The sequence below is a fragment of the Citrobacter sp. Ct235 genome (genome assembly GCF_030332305.1).
GTDB classification, from domain to species: Bacteria; Pseudomonadota; Gammaproteobacteria; order Enterobacterales; family Enterobacteriaceae; genus Citrobacter_A; species Citrobacter_A telavivensis.
Map to the genome: position 1 here is coordinate 1 of NZ_JAOWIC010000045.1, position 15,136 is coordinate 15,136.

13 protein-coding genes and 1 riboswitch are annotated in these 15,136 nt (G+C 52.5%); of the genes, 2 read left to right on the top strand and 11 right to left on the bottom strand.

Annotation, left to right across the window (positions count from 1 at the left end; all coding sequences use genetic code 11):
• Positions 1-84: 84 nt before the first annotated feature.
• Complete coding sequence (gene murI / locus OGY35_RS11850; protein WP_042998964.1) at positions 85-936, bottom strand: glutamate racemase; 852 nt, start codon at positions 934-936, stop codon at positions 85-87.
• Positions 881-2,719, bottom strand: a complete 1,839-nt coding sequence (btuB, locus tag OGY35_RS11855) for a TonB-dependent vitamin B12 receptor BtuB (RefSeq protein ID WP_178823078.1) — start codon at positions 2,717-2,719, stop codon at positions 881-883. Before btuB ends, murI begins: the two co-directional genes overlap by 56 nt.
• A gap of 65 nt (positions 2,720-2,784) precedes the next feature.
• A riboswitch (cobalamin riboswitch) is annotated at positions 2,785-2,978 on the bottom strand.
• A 114-nt stretch (positions 2,979-3,092) separates the two neighbouring features.
• Here btuB and trmA point away from each other — a divergent pair.
• The gene (gene trmA, locus OGY35_RS11860) at positions 3,093-4,193 is read left to right on the top strand and encodes a tRNA (uridine(54)-C5)-methyltransferase TrmA (RefSeq protein WP_178823077.1); all 1,101 of its coding nucleotides are present in this window, start codon (positions 3,093-3,095) and stop codon (positions 4,191-4,193) included.
• A gap of 57 nt (positions 4,194-4,250) precedes the next feature.
• On the opposite strand, the gene OGY35_RS11865 is transcribed toward trmA, so the two are convergent.
• A complete protein-coding gene (locus OGY35_RS11865) occupies positions 4,251-4,610 on the bottom strand; it encodes a YijD family membrane protein (RefSeq protein WP_042325658.1) in 360 nt (119 codons plus the stop codon).
• A complete protein-coding gene (gene fabR / locus OGY35_RS11870; RefSeq protein ID WP_080950006.1) occupies positions 4,607-5,260 on the bottom strand; it encodes an HTH-type transcriptional repressor FabR in 654 nt (217 codons plus the stop codon). Before fabR ends, OGY35_RS11865 begins: the two co-directional genes overlap by 4 nt.
• A gap of 198 nt (positions 5,261-5,458) precedes the next feature.
• Here fabR and sthA point away from each other — a divergent pair, with 198 nt between their 5' ends.
• Positions 5,459-6,859, top strand: coding sequence for a Si-specific NAD(P)(+) transhydrogenase (sthA, locus tag OGY35_RS11875; RefSeq protein WP_286632360.1), 1,401 nt, complete (start codon positions 5,459-5,461; stop codon positions 6,857-6,859).
• Here the strand turns inward: sthA and oxyR are convergent.
• From oxyR to OGY35_RS11910, 7 genes are all read right to left on the bottom strand, one after another.
• Positions 6,842-7,759, bottom strand: coding sequence for a DNA-binding transcriptional regulator OxyR (gene oxyR / locus OGY35_RS11880; RefSeq protein WP_286632361.1), 918 nt, complete (start codon positions 7,757-7,759; stop codon positions 6,842-6,844). The two genes, sthA and oxyR, sit on opposite strands and share 18 nt — an antisense overlap.
• Positions 7,760-8,023: 264 nt before the next feature.
• Positions 8,024-9,508: an FGGY-family carbohydrate kinase gene (locus tag OGY35_RS11885; RefSeq protein ID WP_286632362.1), complete on the bottom strand. Its 1,485-nt coding sequence runs from the start codon at positions 9,506-9,508 to the stop codon at positions 8,024-8,026.
• 10 nt (positions 9,509-9,518) lie between these two features.
• Positions 9,519-10,400 (bottom strand): L-ribulose-5-phosphate 3-epimerase, encoded by an 882-nt coding sequence (locus OGY35_RS11890; RefSeq protein ID WP_046493521.1) that lies wholly within the window; start codon positions 10,398-10,400, stop codon positions 9,519-9,521.
• Positions 10,393-11,445: an ABC transporter permease gene (locus OGY35_RS11895; RefSeq protein WP_152401289.1), complete on the bottom strand. Its 1,053-nt coding sequence runs from the start codon at positions 11,443-11,445 to the stop codon at positions 10,393-10,395. Before OGY35_RS11895 ends, OGY35_RS11890 begins: the two co-directional genes overlap by 8 nt.
• Before the next feature lie 13 nt (positions 11,446-11,458).
• Positions 11,459-12,451, bottom strand: a complete 993-nt coding sequence (locus OGY35_RS11900; protein WP_286632363.1) for an ABC transporter permease — start codon at positions 12,449-12,451, stop codon at positions 11,459-11,461.
• Positions 12,444-13,958, bottom strand: coding sequence for a sugar ABC transporter ATP-binding protein (locus OGY35_RS11905; protein WP_178827319.1), 1,515 nt, complete (start codon positions 13,956-13,958; stop codon positions 12,444-12,446). The genes OGY35_RS11900 and OGY35_RS11905 overlap by 8 nt, the downstream gene beginning before the upstream one ends.
• A 63-nt stretch (positions 13,959-14,021) precedes the next feature.
• Positions 14,022-15,026 (bottom strand): substrate-binding domain-containing protein, encoded by a 1,005-nt coding sequence (locus OGY35_RS11910; protein WP_286632364.1) that lies wholly within the window; start codon positions 15,024-15,026, stop codon positions 14,022-14,024.
• Positions 15,027-15,136 lie beyond the last annotated feature (110 nt).

Consider the following 15,136-nt stretch of genomic DNA (forward strand, 5'->3'; position numbering starts at 1 on the left):
GGCGCATTATAGGGAGTTATTTCAGGCTGACAAGGGGAAATTTAAAATAATTTTCCGAGTGCGTAATATTTATCCAAAACAGGTTTAAACCGTCAGTTTTTCGAGCGATTCAAAGCCGTAACGCTGCAAAACGGGTAATAATTGCTCAGTTTCCGGCGTCATCGCCATACAATAGGCGATATTGGCATCTGCGGATTTCGCATCCGGCGCTTCATGTTCCAGTAGCCAGGCCGTGCGGCGCGCAATCGCCGCTCCGGAATCTACCAGCCGCGTCCCTTCAGGAAGAACCTGTAAGAGTTCTTCCTGTAACAGTGGGAAATGGGTGCACCCGAGCACTACCGTATCAGGCGGTTCCGGCATCCGCAGCCATGGGCGCAGAATCCGTTGCAACTCTTCCAGCGGCACCGGCTCACCGTGCAGCTTCGCTTCCGCCAACTCCACTAGCTCCGCTGACCCCAGCATGGCTATCTGACACTCATTCGCAAAGCGCGCAATCAGCTCATGCGTATAAGGACGTTTCACCGTCCCGCGTGTTGCCAGCAGCCCGACAACGCCATTCGCCGTCAGACGCGCCGCCGGTTTAATCGCCGGCACCACGCCCACGACCGGGAAAGCGAACTTCTCACGCAAGGCCGGAAGAGAGACCGTACTGGCCGTGTTACAGGCGATAACCGCCAGGGAGAGAGGATAACGCTGCTGTACCGCCGTCACGATCTCAACAACGCGCTCAACGATAAATGCCTCGCTCTTTTCCCCATAAGGAAAAGCCACGTTATCGAAAGCGTAGATATAGTGGAGATCCGGCAGGAGATGCCGGATCTCATCATAGACCGACAACCCACCGACACCGGAATCAAATACCAGTACGGTGGGGCGTGGATCAGAAGGTGTAGCTGCCAGACAAGGTGTATTCCCGTCCTGCAGTTTGGTAGCCATAAACTGTCTCGTAATCTTTATCGAACAGGTTGGCTATTTTACCACGAACTGTGAGATGTGAGGTGACCGGATATGAAAGTCCAATATCCCACACGCTCAGCCCGCCCATTTTCACCTTACGGGAATTGTCATAGTCGTAATCGTAGCGCTCGCCGATGTACTGATAGGTCACATCCCAGCCCAGCTCGTAGACCTGCCCGCTCAGCTCATACTTCACCTGCTGCTTGGCGCGGCGATAAAGCTGTTGATCGGTTTCATCATCGCGCGGATCCACATACTGCAACGTTAAGCGGTGATCGACCGGACCGGTTGTCAGGTTTCCCGTCCATTCCAGCCCCTTGATGGTCGCAGATTTGACGTTGAAGTAGGTATTGTTGTTGTAGTCGATCAGATTCTGGATTTTGTAGCGATAGGTCGACAAGCGCCAGTCAAGCGGACCGGTCAGCCCTTCCAGCCCGGCTTCCCACTGCTTCGATTCTTCCGGCTTCAGATTCGGGTTAGAGGCAATGCCAAAACGCTCCGCACCAAACTGTTGCCCCAGTGAAGGCGCAAGGAAGCCCGTGCCGTAAGAGAGCGTCACCTTATAGTCATCAACGAACTGCCAGCCCGCCGCCGTTTGCCAGGTGCCATGCCAGCCAAACTGGTCGTCATGGTCTTCACGACCAGACGCTTCCAGCGTCACGCTGTCAATCTGCTGTTGCCCGGTCAAATAGAGGCCCGTGTTATCACGCTTATAGTTGTCTGTCCCATACTCGCCAAAGGACATCAGCTTTTCTTGCTTCCAGTCGACGCCCGCGCTGACAGCACCGTGCCCGACAATAACGTTGTTACCCCACTGGACATAGCGCTGCTCCATGTCATCAAGGCTGTAACCTGTCGCATAGCGCCCGTTCAGACTGCTGTAGTTGTAGTCCTTAATACGCTGGTAATTGGCGACCAGTTGCGAAGAGTAGATACCGGAATTGAAGCGCAGCCCTGTATCCCACGACTGGGTGTAATTCTGGTGCTCGTCGTTTCCGCCGTCATAACCCCATTTCCCCTGGTCATAATCGGCATTACTGGCATAGCCGTAGCCACGGAAGTAACCCTCGAATTGATCGTTAAATTTGTGCTCAACGCCTCCCCAGAACAGCTTGTTGCGATAGCCATCGCGATCGCTATCACCGCTATAGCTGGAGCGCGGCTGAACATCGAAGCCTTTGGTGGTCTGATATGCCCCGGCAGCGGTCACCACGGTATCACCAAAACGCTGGCGATAAGTGCCGTCATACTGCTGATAGCCTTTTGACCCCACGCCAGCATTGATCTGCGAACGCTCCTCACCGGCCATGGTGATAATGTTCACCACGCCGCCAATGGCACCGGAACCATAAATCGCTGAACGCGGGCCGCGGATATATTCGATGCGCTGCACCAGCGAGACCGGAATCTGATCAATATCGGAGTTATTCGAAATGCCCGGACGGGCGACCGGAATACCATCCACTAACACCAGAACGTGTTTCGCTTCGGTACCCCGCACAAACAGAGAAGAGCTTTGCCCCATGCCGCCATTCTGGGCGACATCCACGCCAGGCAGACGGCGCATGACATCAAGGACAGTTCGGGACTGCCAGCGTTCGATATCTTCACGCGTGACAATGTCAGTTGGTGCCAGAACGGTATTAACAGGTTGCTGAAAACGGTTTGCCGTCACGACAAGCGTGTCAGGCGTGGCATCCTGTGCCCAACCTGAAAAGGCCGTGACGGAGAGCACCGTCAACAGCGATGTTTTTTTAATCATTGTAAAGCATCCACAATATAAGAAGGATGCCGCAGGTCCCACCGATAGTACGCGATGATGAAAACCAGTTGCGACGTTAGCCGGCAGGTCTTCGGGCTTGGAAGGGTATCCCCGTCAGGGATACCAGAAATGAAGACTTCCCACCCGAGGGCAGTGTCTGCTTACGCTCTCATCTCACCTTTCCTTACCGCTGCGCGTCAGCTCCAGATTTACACTGGATTCCCTATTAACTCACAGGACCGGCACACGGATGCTACAGTTTGTAACATCTTACTGTCCAGCGTGATTGTTAAATATCGGAAGTCATCAATGTCTGGACATCTGTTGAGCAATCCCTACAATCCCCGCGTACTTATATTTTTCAGGATACATCATGACCCCCGAACACCTTCCGACAGAACAGTATGACGCGCAGCTCGCCGAGAAAGTGGTGCGCTTGCAGAGTATGATGGCGCCCTTTTCTGGCCTGGTTCCGGAAGTGTTTCGCTCGCCGGTCAGTCACTACCGTATGCGTGCGGAGTTCCGCATCTGGCACGACGGTGACGACCTGTATCACATCATTTTTGATCAGCAGAGCAAAAGCCGAATTCGCGTCGACAGCTTCCCGGCGGCGAGTGAACTGATCAATCAGTTAATGACCGCGATGATCGCTGGCGTACGCGACAACCGCGTGCTGCGCCATAAGCTGTTTCAGATTGATTACCTGACCACCATGAGCAATCAGGCAGTGGTCTCGCTGCTGTATCATAAAAAACTGGACGATGAGTGGCGTGAAGCCGCCGAAGCGTTGCGCGATGCTCTGCGCGCGCAGAACCTGAACGTGCATCTGATTGGCCGCGCGACGAAAACGAAAATCGCGCTGGACCAGGATTACATCGACGAACGCTTGCCGGTTGCGGGCAAAGAGATGATCTATCGTCAGGTCGAGAATAGCTTTACGCAACCCAATGCGGCAATGAACATTCAGATGCTGGAGTGGGCGCTGGATGTCACGCGCGAATCGAAAGGCGATCTGCTCGAACTGTACTGCGGGAATGGCAACTTTTCGCTCGCGCTGGCGCGCAACTTTGAGCGCGTACTGGCGACCGAAATCGCTAAACCCTCGGTTGCCGCCGCGCAATACAACATTGCGGCGAATCAGATTGATAACGTGCAGATTATCCGCATGGCGGCGGAAGAGTTTACGCAGGCGATGAATGGCGTGCGCGAGTTTAACCGCTTGCAGGGCATCGATCTGAAAAGCTATCAGTGTGAAACGATTTTTGTCGATCCGCCCCGCAGCGGTCTGGACAGCGAGACGGAGAAAATGGTGCAGGCGTATCCGCGTATTCTGTACATCTCCTGCAATCCGCAGACGCTGTGCAAGAACCTGGAAACCTTGAGCCAGACGCATAACGTCTCACGTCTGGCGCTGTTCGATCAGTTCCCGTATACGCACCATATGGAGTGCGGTGTGTTGTTGACGGCGAAGTAATCGGTTATCGGCCGGATAAGGCATTTATGCCGCATCCGGCCTGGACGTCAGCCGCGCTTATTCCGACACTTCCTGCTTGCGATTACGCATTTTCACGCCGATCCAGAAGACCAGAATGACCGACAGCACCGCCGGGAAGAAGTTGGAGCCGATATCCGGATACTCCGCGCGCACCACGGTGCTGTAAAGCAGAACGCCGAGAATAAAGCAGGCGGCAGACAGGCCCGGTAACCCCACAGGCATGGTGCGATTCTGATAACGTTGATGCAGACAGTACACCGTCAGCACCAGCGAGATAATCGGGAATACAGAGAACGGCACGATGGAGCTAAACAGCGCCGCGAATGTGCCATTGATCGACAAGCCAGCGACCAGCGCCAGCAACAGCGTACCTTTATCCTGAACTGACTGTTTCATTGCTCTTCCTTCACGTTACCTGGAATGAGGGTCATCTTCTCTTGTTCGCGGCGATACCAGTAAAACGCGCCTTTCGAAATCATGCGCAGTTGCAGTACCAGTCGCTCTTCTAACTGTTGGCGTTGTTCCGCCCCCACGTCCAGCGCCTCGGCGCCTGCACTGAAGACAATCGTCACCATCGCTTCGGCTTGCGCTTCAGTAAACGCGCGCGGCATATGGTTTTCGAGTTCCAGATAATCCGCAAGTTCCGCGATGAAGTGCTGAATTTCTCGTGCAACGGCGGCACGGAAAGCCGCTGAGGTACCAGAACGTTCACGCAATAATAAACGGAAGGCGTTGGGGTTGTTACCGATGAACTCCATAAATGTAGAGACCGAGGTGCGGATCACACTCCCGCCCTTGGCGATACGCTGACGGGCCTGGCGCATCAACTGACGCAGCATCAGACCGCTTTCATCGACCATCGTCAGGCCGAGTTCATCAACATCACGGAAATGACGATAAAAGGAGGTTGGCGCAATGCCCGCTTCGCGCGCGACTTCACGCAAACTCAGGCTGGCGAAGCTACGCTCTGCGCTCAGTTGACTAAATGCGGCCTCTACCAGCGAACGCCGGGTTTTTTCTTTTTGCTGCGCTCTAACGCCCATCACGATGTCTGAATCCTTCCATATGTCTTGTCTGGCACTATACCAGAGTTCAAAGTTAATCTGCTTGTTCCGCTTTGTGAATGATTGTTTGCGCGCAGTTTGTGCTTCAGCTTCGCAAAAAAGCACAACGATAATTGGGTTATCCCGGCAATGATGTTACTATTCTGTTGCTTTTATGTATAAGAACAGGTAAGCCTTACCATGCCACATTCCTACGATTACGATGCCATAGTAATAGGTTCCGGCCCCGGCGGCGAAGGCGCTGCAATGGGTCTGGTTAAGCAAGGAGCTCGCGTTGCCGTTGTCGAGCGCTATCATAACGTTGGCGGCGGTTGCACCCACTGGGGCACCATCCCGTCGAAAGCGCTCCGTCACGCAGTCAGCCGTATTATCGAATTCAATCAGAACCCCCTTTACAGCGATCATTCCCGCCTGCTTCGTTCCTCATTCGCCGATATTCTCAACCATGCCGACAACGTGATTAATCAGCAAACACGGATGCGGCAGGGTTTTTATGAGCGTAACCACTGCGAAATCTTGCAGGGCAACGCCCATTTTGTCGACGAACACACGCTGGCGCTGGAATGTCATGACGGCACGGTTGAAACCCTGACGGCAGAGAAGTTTGTCATTGCCTGCGGATCGCGCCCTTATCATCCGACAGACGTGGACTTCTCGCACCCGCGCATCTATGACAGCGATTCGATCCTCAGTCTGCACCACGAGCCTCGCCACGTCATTATTTATGGCGCCGGGGTGATCGGCTGCGAGTATGCGTCTATTTTCCGCGGAATGGAGGTCAAAGTTGACCTCATCAACACCCGTGATCGTCTGCTGGCGTTCCTCGATCAGGAGATGTCCGACTCCCTCTCTTATCACTTCTGGAACAGCGGCGTCGTCATTCGCCACAATGAAGAGTATGAGAAGATCGAAGGCTGTGACGACGGGGTGATCATGCACCTGAAGTCCGGTAAGAAACTGAAGGCCGACTGCCTGCTGTATGCCAATGGTCGTACCGGGAATACCGATTCCCTGGCGTTACAGAATATCGGTCTGGAAACCGACAGCCGTGGTCAGCTCAAGGTCAACAGCATGTACCAGACCGCACTGCCGCACATTTACGCAGTGGGTGACGTGATTGGTTACCCGAGCCTGGCGTCCGCTGCATACGACCAGGGACGCATTGCCGCCCAGGCGCTGGTGAAAGGGGAAGCGAACGCGCACCTGATAGAAGATATCCCAACCGGGATTTATACCATTCCGGAGATCAGTTCTGTGGGTAAAACCGAACAGCAACTGACGGCAATGAAAGTGCCTTACGAAGTGGGTCGTGCCCAGTTTAAACACCTGGCACGTGCGCAAATCGTCGGCATGAACGTGGGCACGCTGAAGATTTTGTTCCATCGGGAAACCAAAGAGATTCTGGGAATTCACTGCTTTGGCGAGCGCGCAGCCGAGATTATTCACATCGGTCAGGCGATTATGGAGCAGAAAGGTGGCGGTAACACAATTGAGTACTTTGTTAACACCACCTTTAACTACCCGACCATGGCAGAAGCCTATCGGGTCGCTGCGCTAAACGGCTTAAACCGCCTTTTTTAACGCATTGTCGAAATGGCCATCCATTGCACCACGGATGGCCTCTGCCAGTTGCTCATAGCGACTACGCAGGGGGGAACCCGGACGATAAACCAGCCCCACTGTGCGACGCGGCTCAGGCTTAATGCAGGGCAAATACACAACGCCATCGCGTTTGCGTTCCTGTGGAACCGCCAGCGCCGGCAGCAATGTAATCCCGCTTCCCGCCGCCACCATATTACGCAGCGTTTCCAGACTGGTCGCGCGGAAGTGGGTGTCTTCATCAGCCCCCGCTTCAAAGCAGAAGCCCATCGCCTGATCGCGCAGACAGTGACCGTCCTCCAGCATCAGCAGTTTTTCACCGGCCAGATCGGACATCGGCACGCATTCGCGATTCGCCCACGGGTGATCCTCATAAATAGCCAGTTGCATCGGTTCGTCGTACAGCGGCACTTCAATAAATGCCTCACTCTCTTTCACCAGCGCCAGGATCACGCAATCGAGTTTGCCGCTATCCAGCTGTGCCAGCAGCTGATGGGTTTGTGCTTCATGCAGATACATTTCCAGCTTCGGGAACGTCTGGTGCAGCATCGGAATAATGTGCGGCAGCAGGTAAGGACCAACGGTGGGAATCAAACCAATGTGCAGCGGACCGGACATGGTCTCGCCCTGCTGGCTTGCCATCTCCTTGAGCACTTTGACCTCACGCAGCACGGTGCGTGCCTGATCCACCAGCAGTAAACCTGCCTGGGTGAACAGCACTTTACGACTCGTACGCTCCAGCAGCATTACGCCCAGTTCATCTTCCAGCTTACGGATTTGACCGCTCAACGTTGGCTGGCTGACGTGACAGGAATCCGCCGCGCGCCGAAAGTGGCGATGTTCGGCTAATGCCACCAGGTATTCAAGATCACGAATATTCATTATTCATCCTCCATCGCCACGATAGTTCATGGCGATAGGTAGCATAGCAACGAACGATTATCCCTATCAAGCTTTCTGTCTGATAATCCATCACAGAAACGGAGCGGTCTCGTTTAACCCTTGAAGCCACTGCCCGTTTTGAGAGTCTCTCTCATACCCAAATAACTAAAGCCAACGTGAACTTTTGCGGACCTCAGGTCCGCATTTTTTTTACGTAAAAAAGCCCGGCTTAACGCCAGGCCGTGATGAGACAAGAACAGGTTGTTATTCGCGTTCGACAGCACTCAACGCATCGGCGACACGCTTAAACCGTTCGAACTGGCGACGTAACATGCCGTGCTTCTTCGCATCCGGTTCCAGACGAATCACCGGCGGCAGGGTCGCTTTAATGGCCTGCTCAAACCCAGGATAATCCCCCGTACCTACAGCCGCACACATCGCCGCCGCCCGGCAGCCGGACTGCTCAACGTCGACAATTTCAAGCGGCAAATTGCTGGCATCGCAAAACATCTGCATCCAGATACGTGAATGCGTAGGGCCGCCGGTGAAACGAATCGTTTGAATACCTTCTCCGAGCTGCAACAGTTTGTCCTGATGCAGTAAGTGCGAGAACACAATCCCCTGATAGATACCGTAAACGATATCTGCCGCGTCGTGGTGGCCTCCGAGCCCGAAGAATCCGCCACTCAGTGAATCGCCATAATTCGAACCGTATAGCCAGGGGAAAAACAGAATGCTGTCGGGTTTCTCATACCCACGCGCCGCCCACTGGTTAAGCGTGTCGTGGTCATCCTGTAGTTCTGGTAAAAAGTGCTGAATAAACCAGGTCAGATTGCTGGCAGAAGTGGGGCTGCCTTCGTGGGCAAAATAGTGCCCCGGAATACTGAATTTACCCCATACATACGGATAGTCTGCCGGGATAATATCATCAAAAACGCGGGTGGCAATCGACCACGTTCCGGCAACCGCGCTAAGCTGCGTGCTGTCATAGACGCCGGAAGTCATTGCCGCGCCAACGACATCAAACACCCCGCCAAATACCGGCGTTCCAGCTTTTAACCCGCATAACGCGGCGGCGTCCGTTGTGACAACCCCTGCCAGTTCAGCGGAGCCAATCACTTTCGGCATGCACTCCATCATCTCTTCAATGCCGAACAGGGTGAACAGCGCAGGATCGAAATCATTACGCTGCAAATTAAATAACTGACTTCCCGAAATATTGGTTTCTTCGCAGGTCAATTCCGCCGTCAAACGATAACGAATGTAATCGTGGGCCATCAACACATAACCCGTACGCGCATAACGCTCCGGCTCGTGCTGTTTCAGCCACCTCAGCAATGCCGCCGGATGTGAAGGCCATAACTGCTGAAAGCTATGCGGATATGCCAGACGGTCGATATCCTGCGCTTTCCAGTCCGCAACCAGAGACTGTGCCCGGGAATCCGAAGAGACAATCCCGTTGCGTACGGGCCTTCCTGACTTATCGACCAGATAAAGTCCTTTACCGTGTGAGGAAAAACCAATTCCGTTAATCTGTTCCGCCGACAGATGACTTTCAACCAGCGCACGCCGGATAACGTCACACGTTGCCGCCCAAAGGGCCTCCATATCGCGTTCGCAGAATCCTGCCTGTGGGCTGAGTAACGATAAGGTTTGAGCAGCCACCGTGATTTCTCTACCCTCGGCAGTGTAGATTCCCGCCTTGGTGACGGTGCCGCCCAAATCAATGCCCATAAAGTAATGGTCCATCGTCCTCTCCTTATCCTGCGATCAATGCCCGCTCGTCGTGCCACCCCGCCGCCTGCATCTTGCTTTCTATCCACTGGCGCGCGTGGATAATTTCCAGTAACGGTTCAGGGGATTTTTCTGTCCACATTTCAATCAGGAAAGTGCCCCTATAGTTCAGACGGCGTAATATTCTGAAGAGCTTCACGAAATCTACGCATCCCTCACCAAAGGGGACATCGCGGAACTGTCCAGGGGAATCCGGCGTCACCGGAAAGGTATCTTTAAGATGGATGGCGGCAATCCGGTCAATACCTTTCGCCAACTCACTCTCCAGCTCATTGCCCCATGCGGTGAGATTGCCAACATCGGGGTAAACGGTAAACCACGGAGAATTGATTTTTGCATCCAGCACTTTCCATTTGCTGATGGAGTTAATAAAGGGAGTATCCATAATTTCCACAGCACACATCACCTGCGCAGCGGCGGCCTGCTCCGCCACCCAGGCCATCGCATCCTCAAACAAGGCGATAGTGTCGTCATTCTGCGGCTCGTAATAGACGTCATACCCGGCAAGCTGGATCGTTCGAATGCCTAAATCCTGCGCCAACCGTAATGCTTTTTGCATGATCGTTCGCGCTTGCAGGCGGGTGTCGCTATCGTGACTACCGAACGGGAAACGGCGGTGCGCCGATAAACACAGGGTCGGAATACGCACGCCGGTTTTCTGAATGGCGCTAATGATTTCCATGCGCTCGGCAAGCGACCAGTCCAGACGAGCCAGGCGCTCTTCGCTTTCATCGACTGACATTTCAACAAAATCAAACCCGCATGATTTCGCCAGCGCCAGTTTTTCTACCCAACTGGTGTTCCTGGGAAGCGCCTTTTCATAAATACCTAATGGATGGCTACGCATTTTTTCCCTCACGAGTGGCCAGTTGTTGTCGAAATGCTTTCAGGCTGTTATTCATGGCGCGTCGCGCCTGCCATTTTTGTTTGAAGAACTTAAAGGCCAGGGCGGCAATCAACGTTATTCCCCATACCGCCAGATTGAAATGCAGACTCAGTCCTGACAGGCTCAGCCCGGTGGCGATAACCTGGAGCACCAACAACGCGCAGAAGACATGGCCGACTTTACCGACCCCGCCGAATGGATCGGTGCCGCCAAGGACAATGGCCAGCACCGTCAGCAGGAGATAAGAATCGCCATAGCCCATACGTGCAGAGTTAAAGCGGGCCAGCATAATGAGCCCCGCCAGTACGCAAAGCAGACTGGATATGGCGTAAATCGCCATCAGAACACGGTCGGTCCGAATACCGCTAAACCAGGTCGCATTGATATTGCTGCCGCACATGTAAATAACCTTCCCGGTGCGGGTTTTTCCGAGGAACAGTGCCAGCATGATCGTCGTGACGATAAAAATCACCATGGGAACCGGCACGCCATAAACCACTTCCGACCCCATACTGCGGACAATGGGTGGCATCCCACTGAGCGCGGCGCCTTTGGTAAGGTAAATACCAATGCCACTGATAATCGTCATACTGCCCAGCGTGACCAGAATCGGGTGTGCCCCCACTCGGGAAATAATGATCCCCGTGATAGCGCCAATCACGATGGCGATCATCATCGCGCCCAGCATCGCCAGAAATAACCACCACAACTGCAGGCCGGTAGACGCCTCAGCAGGCACATATTGAATTAACAGCCAGGCCATAAACAGACTGGTCAGATTCGCCGTGCCGATAATCGCCAGATTCAACCCGCCGCTCAGCATAGGGACAAACATTGCGAAGGTGAGCAGCCCCAGTTCTGGCAACTGGAAGGCAATACTCAGAAACGTATTATCGGTAAAAAAACGTCCGGGCATCGCCAGACTAAATGCCACCACCGCGAAGAAACATATCGCCAGTAAACCGGAGCTGGTGCCATCAATTGGTAAAAATGCCTGTTTTTTCATTTCAAGCCCCTTGTCAGACGAATCCAACGTCCGTTTCTTTACGTTTTTTGTAGTGAGTGACGCAAATTGCCGAGACAATGACCACCCCGATGACGATGTTGACGAAGTAGCTGGAGACGCCGACCAGGTTGAGACCATTTTTCAGAATGCCGATGAGGAATACCCCCATCAACGTGCCAATGACTGACCCGCGACCGCCGGATAAGCTCGCGCCACCTAACACGGCGGCAGCCAGTACATCCAGTTCACCCCCCACTAACGCATTGGGCACGACCTCGCTCATACGATAAGCCTGAAGCATTCCCCCAATCGCTGCCGCAGCGCCAAGATAGCCATAGGCGAACAGATAAATGAGTGAAACCCGAATCCCAATACGCCGCGCCGACTCAGTACTGCCGCCCACGGCATAAAGCTGACGTCCAATGTGGGTTTTATTCATCACAATCCAGGTGAAGCAGGCCATGCCCAGCATCACCACCAACGGCAGCCCAACCTGGTAAACTTCCCCTTCAAAGCCAAAGCTAAAAAGGGATCGCTGTGTCACCCACCAGTCAGGCAAGTCGTAAATGCTGTGACCATTGGTCAGCCACATCAACATGCCAAATAGCAGTGACTGCATACTGATAGTGATAATGATGGAAACCACATTGAGGTAATAAATGAGGATCGCGTTAATCAGGCCAAACAGAACGCCCAGCACGATCGCCAACCCAAGGCACAGCAGGGGATTCGCGATCGCCCCATTCAACAACAGCGACGCCACAATGTACTGCACCACGGAAGCGACGGCCGCGAACGAAATATCAATGCCTCCCGTCACCAGCACGACAAATAAACCGAGGGCAAAAATTCCCGTTACGGCATAGCTTTCGGTTAGATCCAGCAAATTCTGAATCGACAGGAACTCATCACTCATCAGAGAAAAAAGCGCCAGCATCAGGACAATGACCCAGCCCAACCATCCTTCGACCGAACGTGGGAACCGGAGCTGCAATACATTAGCCATTAATCACCTCCGCGAGTTGCTGTTCGGTATAGAGAGAAGGCAGCAATTCATTAATAATCTTTCCTCGCTGCATATGGAAAATACGATCGCAGTTGTAATACGCTTCTGGCGCTTCATCAGTAATCAGCAACACGGAAATACCGACACCGGAAAGCCGGTGGATAAGCTGGTAAATACTGTCTTTCGCACCAATATCAACGCCTACCGTTGGCGCATCGAGAATCAATACTTTCGGCCGAGTGAGAATCCATTTTGCCAACACTACTTTTTGCTGATTACCGCCAGAAAGCGTGGATAACGGGTTATCAGGATCGGTGACTTTAATATCCAGATCCTGAATCCATTCCTTAACAAGGGTCTCCTGCCGTTTTTTATCAATACATTGCCAGGGTGTTTTTAACCGATTCAGGATCGAGAGCACCATATTGTCACTGACCGATTGCGGTAAAACGGCCCCCAGCGTCAGGCGGTCTTCAGAGACATAAGCAATACCCAGTTTTGCGGCTTGCGTATTATCGTTAATCACGACTTTCTTCCCATCCAGATAAATATCCCCACTATCTGGATGAGTAATACCAAAAAGGCTCAATGCCAGTTCTGTTCGCCCTGAACCTAGTAAGCCACATAATCCCAGCACTTCACCCTGGTGAAGCTGGAAGGAAATATCTTCAAATTGCCCTTTCCGGCTCAATTTATTCAGTTCAAGGACGACTTTCCCGCCAATACTATTCGGTAATTTTTTCTGATGAACAATCGTTCTGCCAGTCATCAGTTCAGTAATCCGTCCTGGCGACAATAAGTCTGCCGCCCAGGTTCCGATGATTTCGCCATCGCGAATCACCGTAATACGGTCGGAGATTTCTTTAACTTCATCCAGTCGGTGACTGACAAAAACCACCGTAATATTTTTATCACGGAGGTAATTTACCGTTCGTAATAGCTGGTTTACTTCGGTGCGGGTAAGTGAAGCCGTCGGTTCATCCATGATAACCAGCCGGGCCTCCGCGACCAGCGCACGGCAAATCGCTACCTGCTGGCGTTGTGCAATAGGCAAATGCTGAACCAGCGCATCTGCATCAAGATTAAAATTCAATTCCTGAATAATTTTCTGCGATACGGCTTTCAGGTGAGATTTTTTATGCCAGCGAAAATACCCTTTCAGGTTGTACTCAAAGGCAATATTTTCCGCTACCGTCAGGTTTGGAAACAAAGAAAGATCCTGATAAATAACCTGAATGCCTAACTCACGCGCTTTATCGGGTGAGAGTCTGCTCCATGATTTATCATCGATGATAATTTCACTGCCGGTATCCGGGGTATAAACACCGCTCAACGTTTTGATTAACGTACTTTTGCCACAACCATTCGCACCCGCAAGGCAGTGGACTTCACCTTTATTTAGCGTGAGATCAATATTTTTTAATGCCTGATGACCGCCGAAGCTTTTAGTCAGCGATTTTAGCGTCACTAACGGCACATCTGCATTTCGCTCTGCAATATGGGGCATCTGCGGCTCCTGAACGACCAAAGGATATCCGGGCCACGACTGGCCCGGTGATGCAACCTAAAATTACAAACCTAACTTCACTAAACGTTGCGTATTTTCAAGATCGAGTTTTTCAGGGTTATCACTCAGAATGGTATTGTTCTGAACGTTAATTTCCCCCATATCGCCAAGTTTCACGCCATCTTTGATAGGTTCGCCATTCATCATCGCCGTGGCGACCTGAACAAAAACTTTGCCCGCCGTCATCGGATTAGAAATATATCCGCCATCAATCGCGCCTTTTTCCAGCAGCTTAATTCCCTGTCCCGGGGTGAATGTGCCAAATACGCAAATCGCATCGTTTTTCTTACGCTTATCAATTGCGCGGCCTGCGCCAATCGGACCTTGCGAACCAAATGACATGATACCTTTGAGATCTTTATATTTTGACATCAGGTCATTCGCAGTACGCATTGAGTCGTCCACGGATTCCGCCACGCCAAAACGATCCTCAACCAGCGTCATTTTTGGGTAATGTTCTTTCTGATACGCAATAGCAGCGTCAGCCCAGTCATTCACCAGGGGAACTGTCAGGCTGCCGACGAACATGGCGTATTTTCCTTCTTCACCCATGCATTTCGCCATATCTTTCATATGGTTGGCACCCATTGTTTGGGTGTTCAACAATTCAAAGTCCCAGTCAGCATTCGCCTGGTTCGGCGACTCATGCGTAATGACCTTAATACCGGCTTCCTGCGCGCGCTTCAGCACAGGCTCCAGGACTTTCGCATCGTTTGGCACAACGCCAATCACATCGACTTTTTTAGCAATTAAATCTTCGATGGCGCGGACCTGTTCAGCCGGGTCTGCGGTCGTCGGCCCGACTTGCCAGGCATTAACGCCTAATGCTTTTCCTTCTTCCTTAATGCCTTGTTCCATCACGTTAAACCAGGGAATGCCCCCCACCTTAACCACGACACCCATCGTGAAAGGTTTGTTGGCTTTTTGCGGTGTAGCGGGTTGTTCCGCCCACGCTGCGGTTGACGTTAAAACAGCAGTAATCAGGCAGGGTAAGATTAATTTTTTCATCGTAATTTCCTTAAGAAATAGCGTCATGTGTCAGGGAAACCCGATAAAAATATCAGCCTGACTTTTTATTAATTTCAACTTTTCTCTGGTATTGGCTAAATAATCGGGAT

Bases quoted from the DNA above. Each gene is read 5' to 3' on its own strand.
- OGY35_RS11905 (WP_178827319.1), bottom strand. From the start codon at position 13,958: ATGCCCCATATTGCAGAGCGAAATGCAGATGTGCCGTTAGTGACGCTA.
- OGY35_RS11895 (WP_152401289.1), bottom strand. From the start codon at position 11,445: ATGAAAAAACAGGCATTTTTACCAATTGATGGCACCAGCTCCGGTTTA.
- sthA (WP_286632360.1), top strand. From the start codon at position 5,459: ATGCCACATTCCTACGATTACGATGCCATAGTAATAGGTTCCGGCCCC.
- trmA (WP_178823077.1), top strand. From the start codon at position 3,093: ATGACCCCCGAACACCTTCCGACAGAACAGTATGACGCGCAGCTCGCC.
- OGY35_RS11865 (WP_042325658.1), bottom strand. From the start codon at position 4,610: ATGAAACAGTCAGTTCAGGATAAAGGTACGCTGTTGCTGGCGCTGGTC.
- OGY35_RS11885 (WP_286632362.1), bottom strand. From the start codon at position 9,508: ATGGACCATTACTTTATGGGCATTGATTTGGGCGGCACCGTCACCAAG.
- murI (WP_042998964.1), bottom strand. From the start codon at position 936: ATGGCTACCAAACTGCAGGACGGGAATACACCTTGTCTGGCAGCTACA.
- btuB (WP_178823078.1), bottom strand. From the start codon at position 2,719: ATGATTAAAAAAACATCGCTGTTGACGGTGCTCTCCGTCACGGCCTTT.
- OGY35_RS11900 (WP_286632363.1), bottom strand. From the start codon at position 12,451: ATGGCTAATGTATTGCAGCTCCGGTTCCCACGTTCGGTCGAAGGATGG.
- OGY35_RS11890 (WP_046493521.1), bottom strand. From the start codon at position 10,400: ATGCGTAGCCATCCATTAGGTATTTATGAAAAGGCGCTTCCCAGGAAC.
- OGY35_RS11910 (WP_286632364.1), bottom strand. From the start codon at position 15,026: ATGAAAAAATTAATCTTACCCTGCCTGATTACTGCTGTTTTAACGTCA.
- oxyR (WP_286632361.1), bottom strand. From the start codon at position 7,759: ATGAATATTCGTGATCTTGAATACCTGGTGGCATTAGCCGAACATCGC.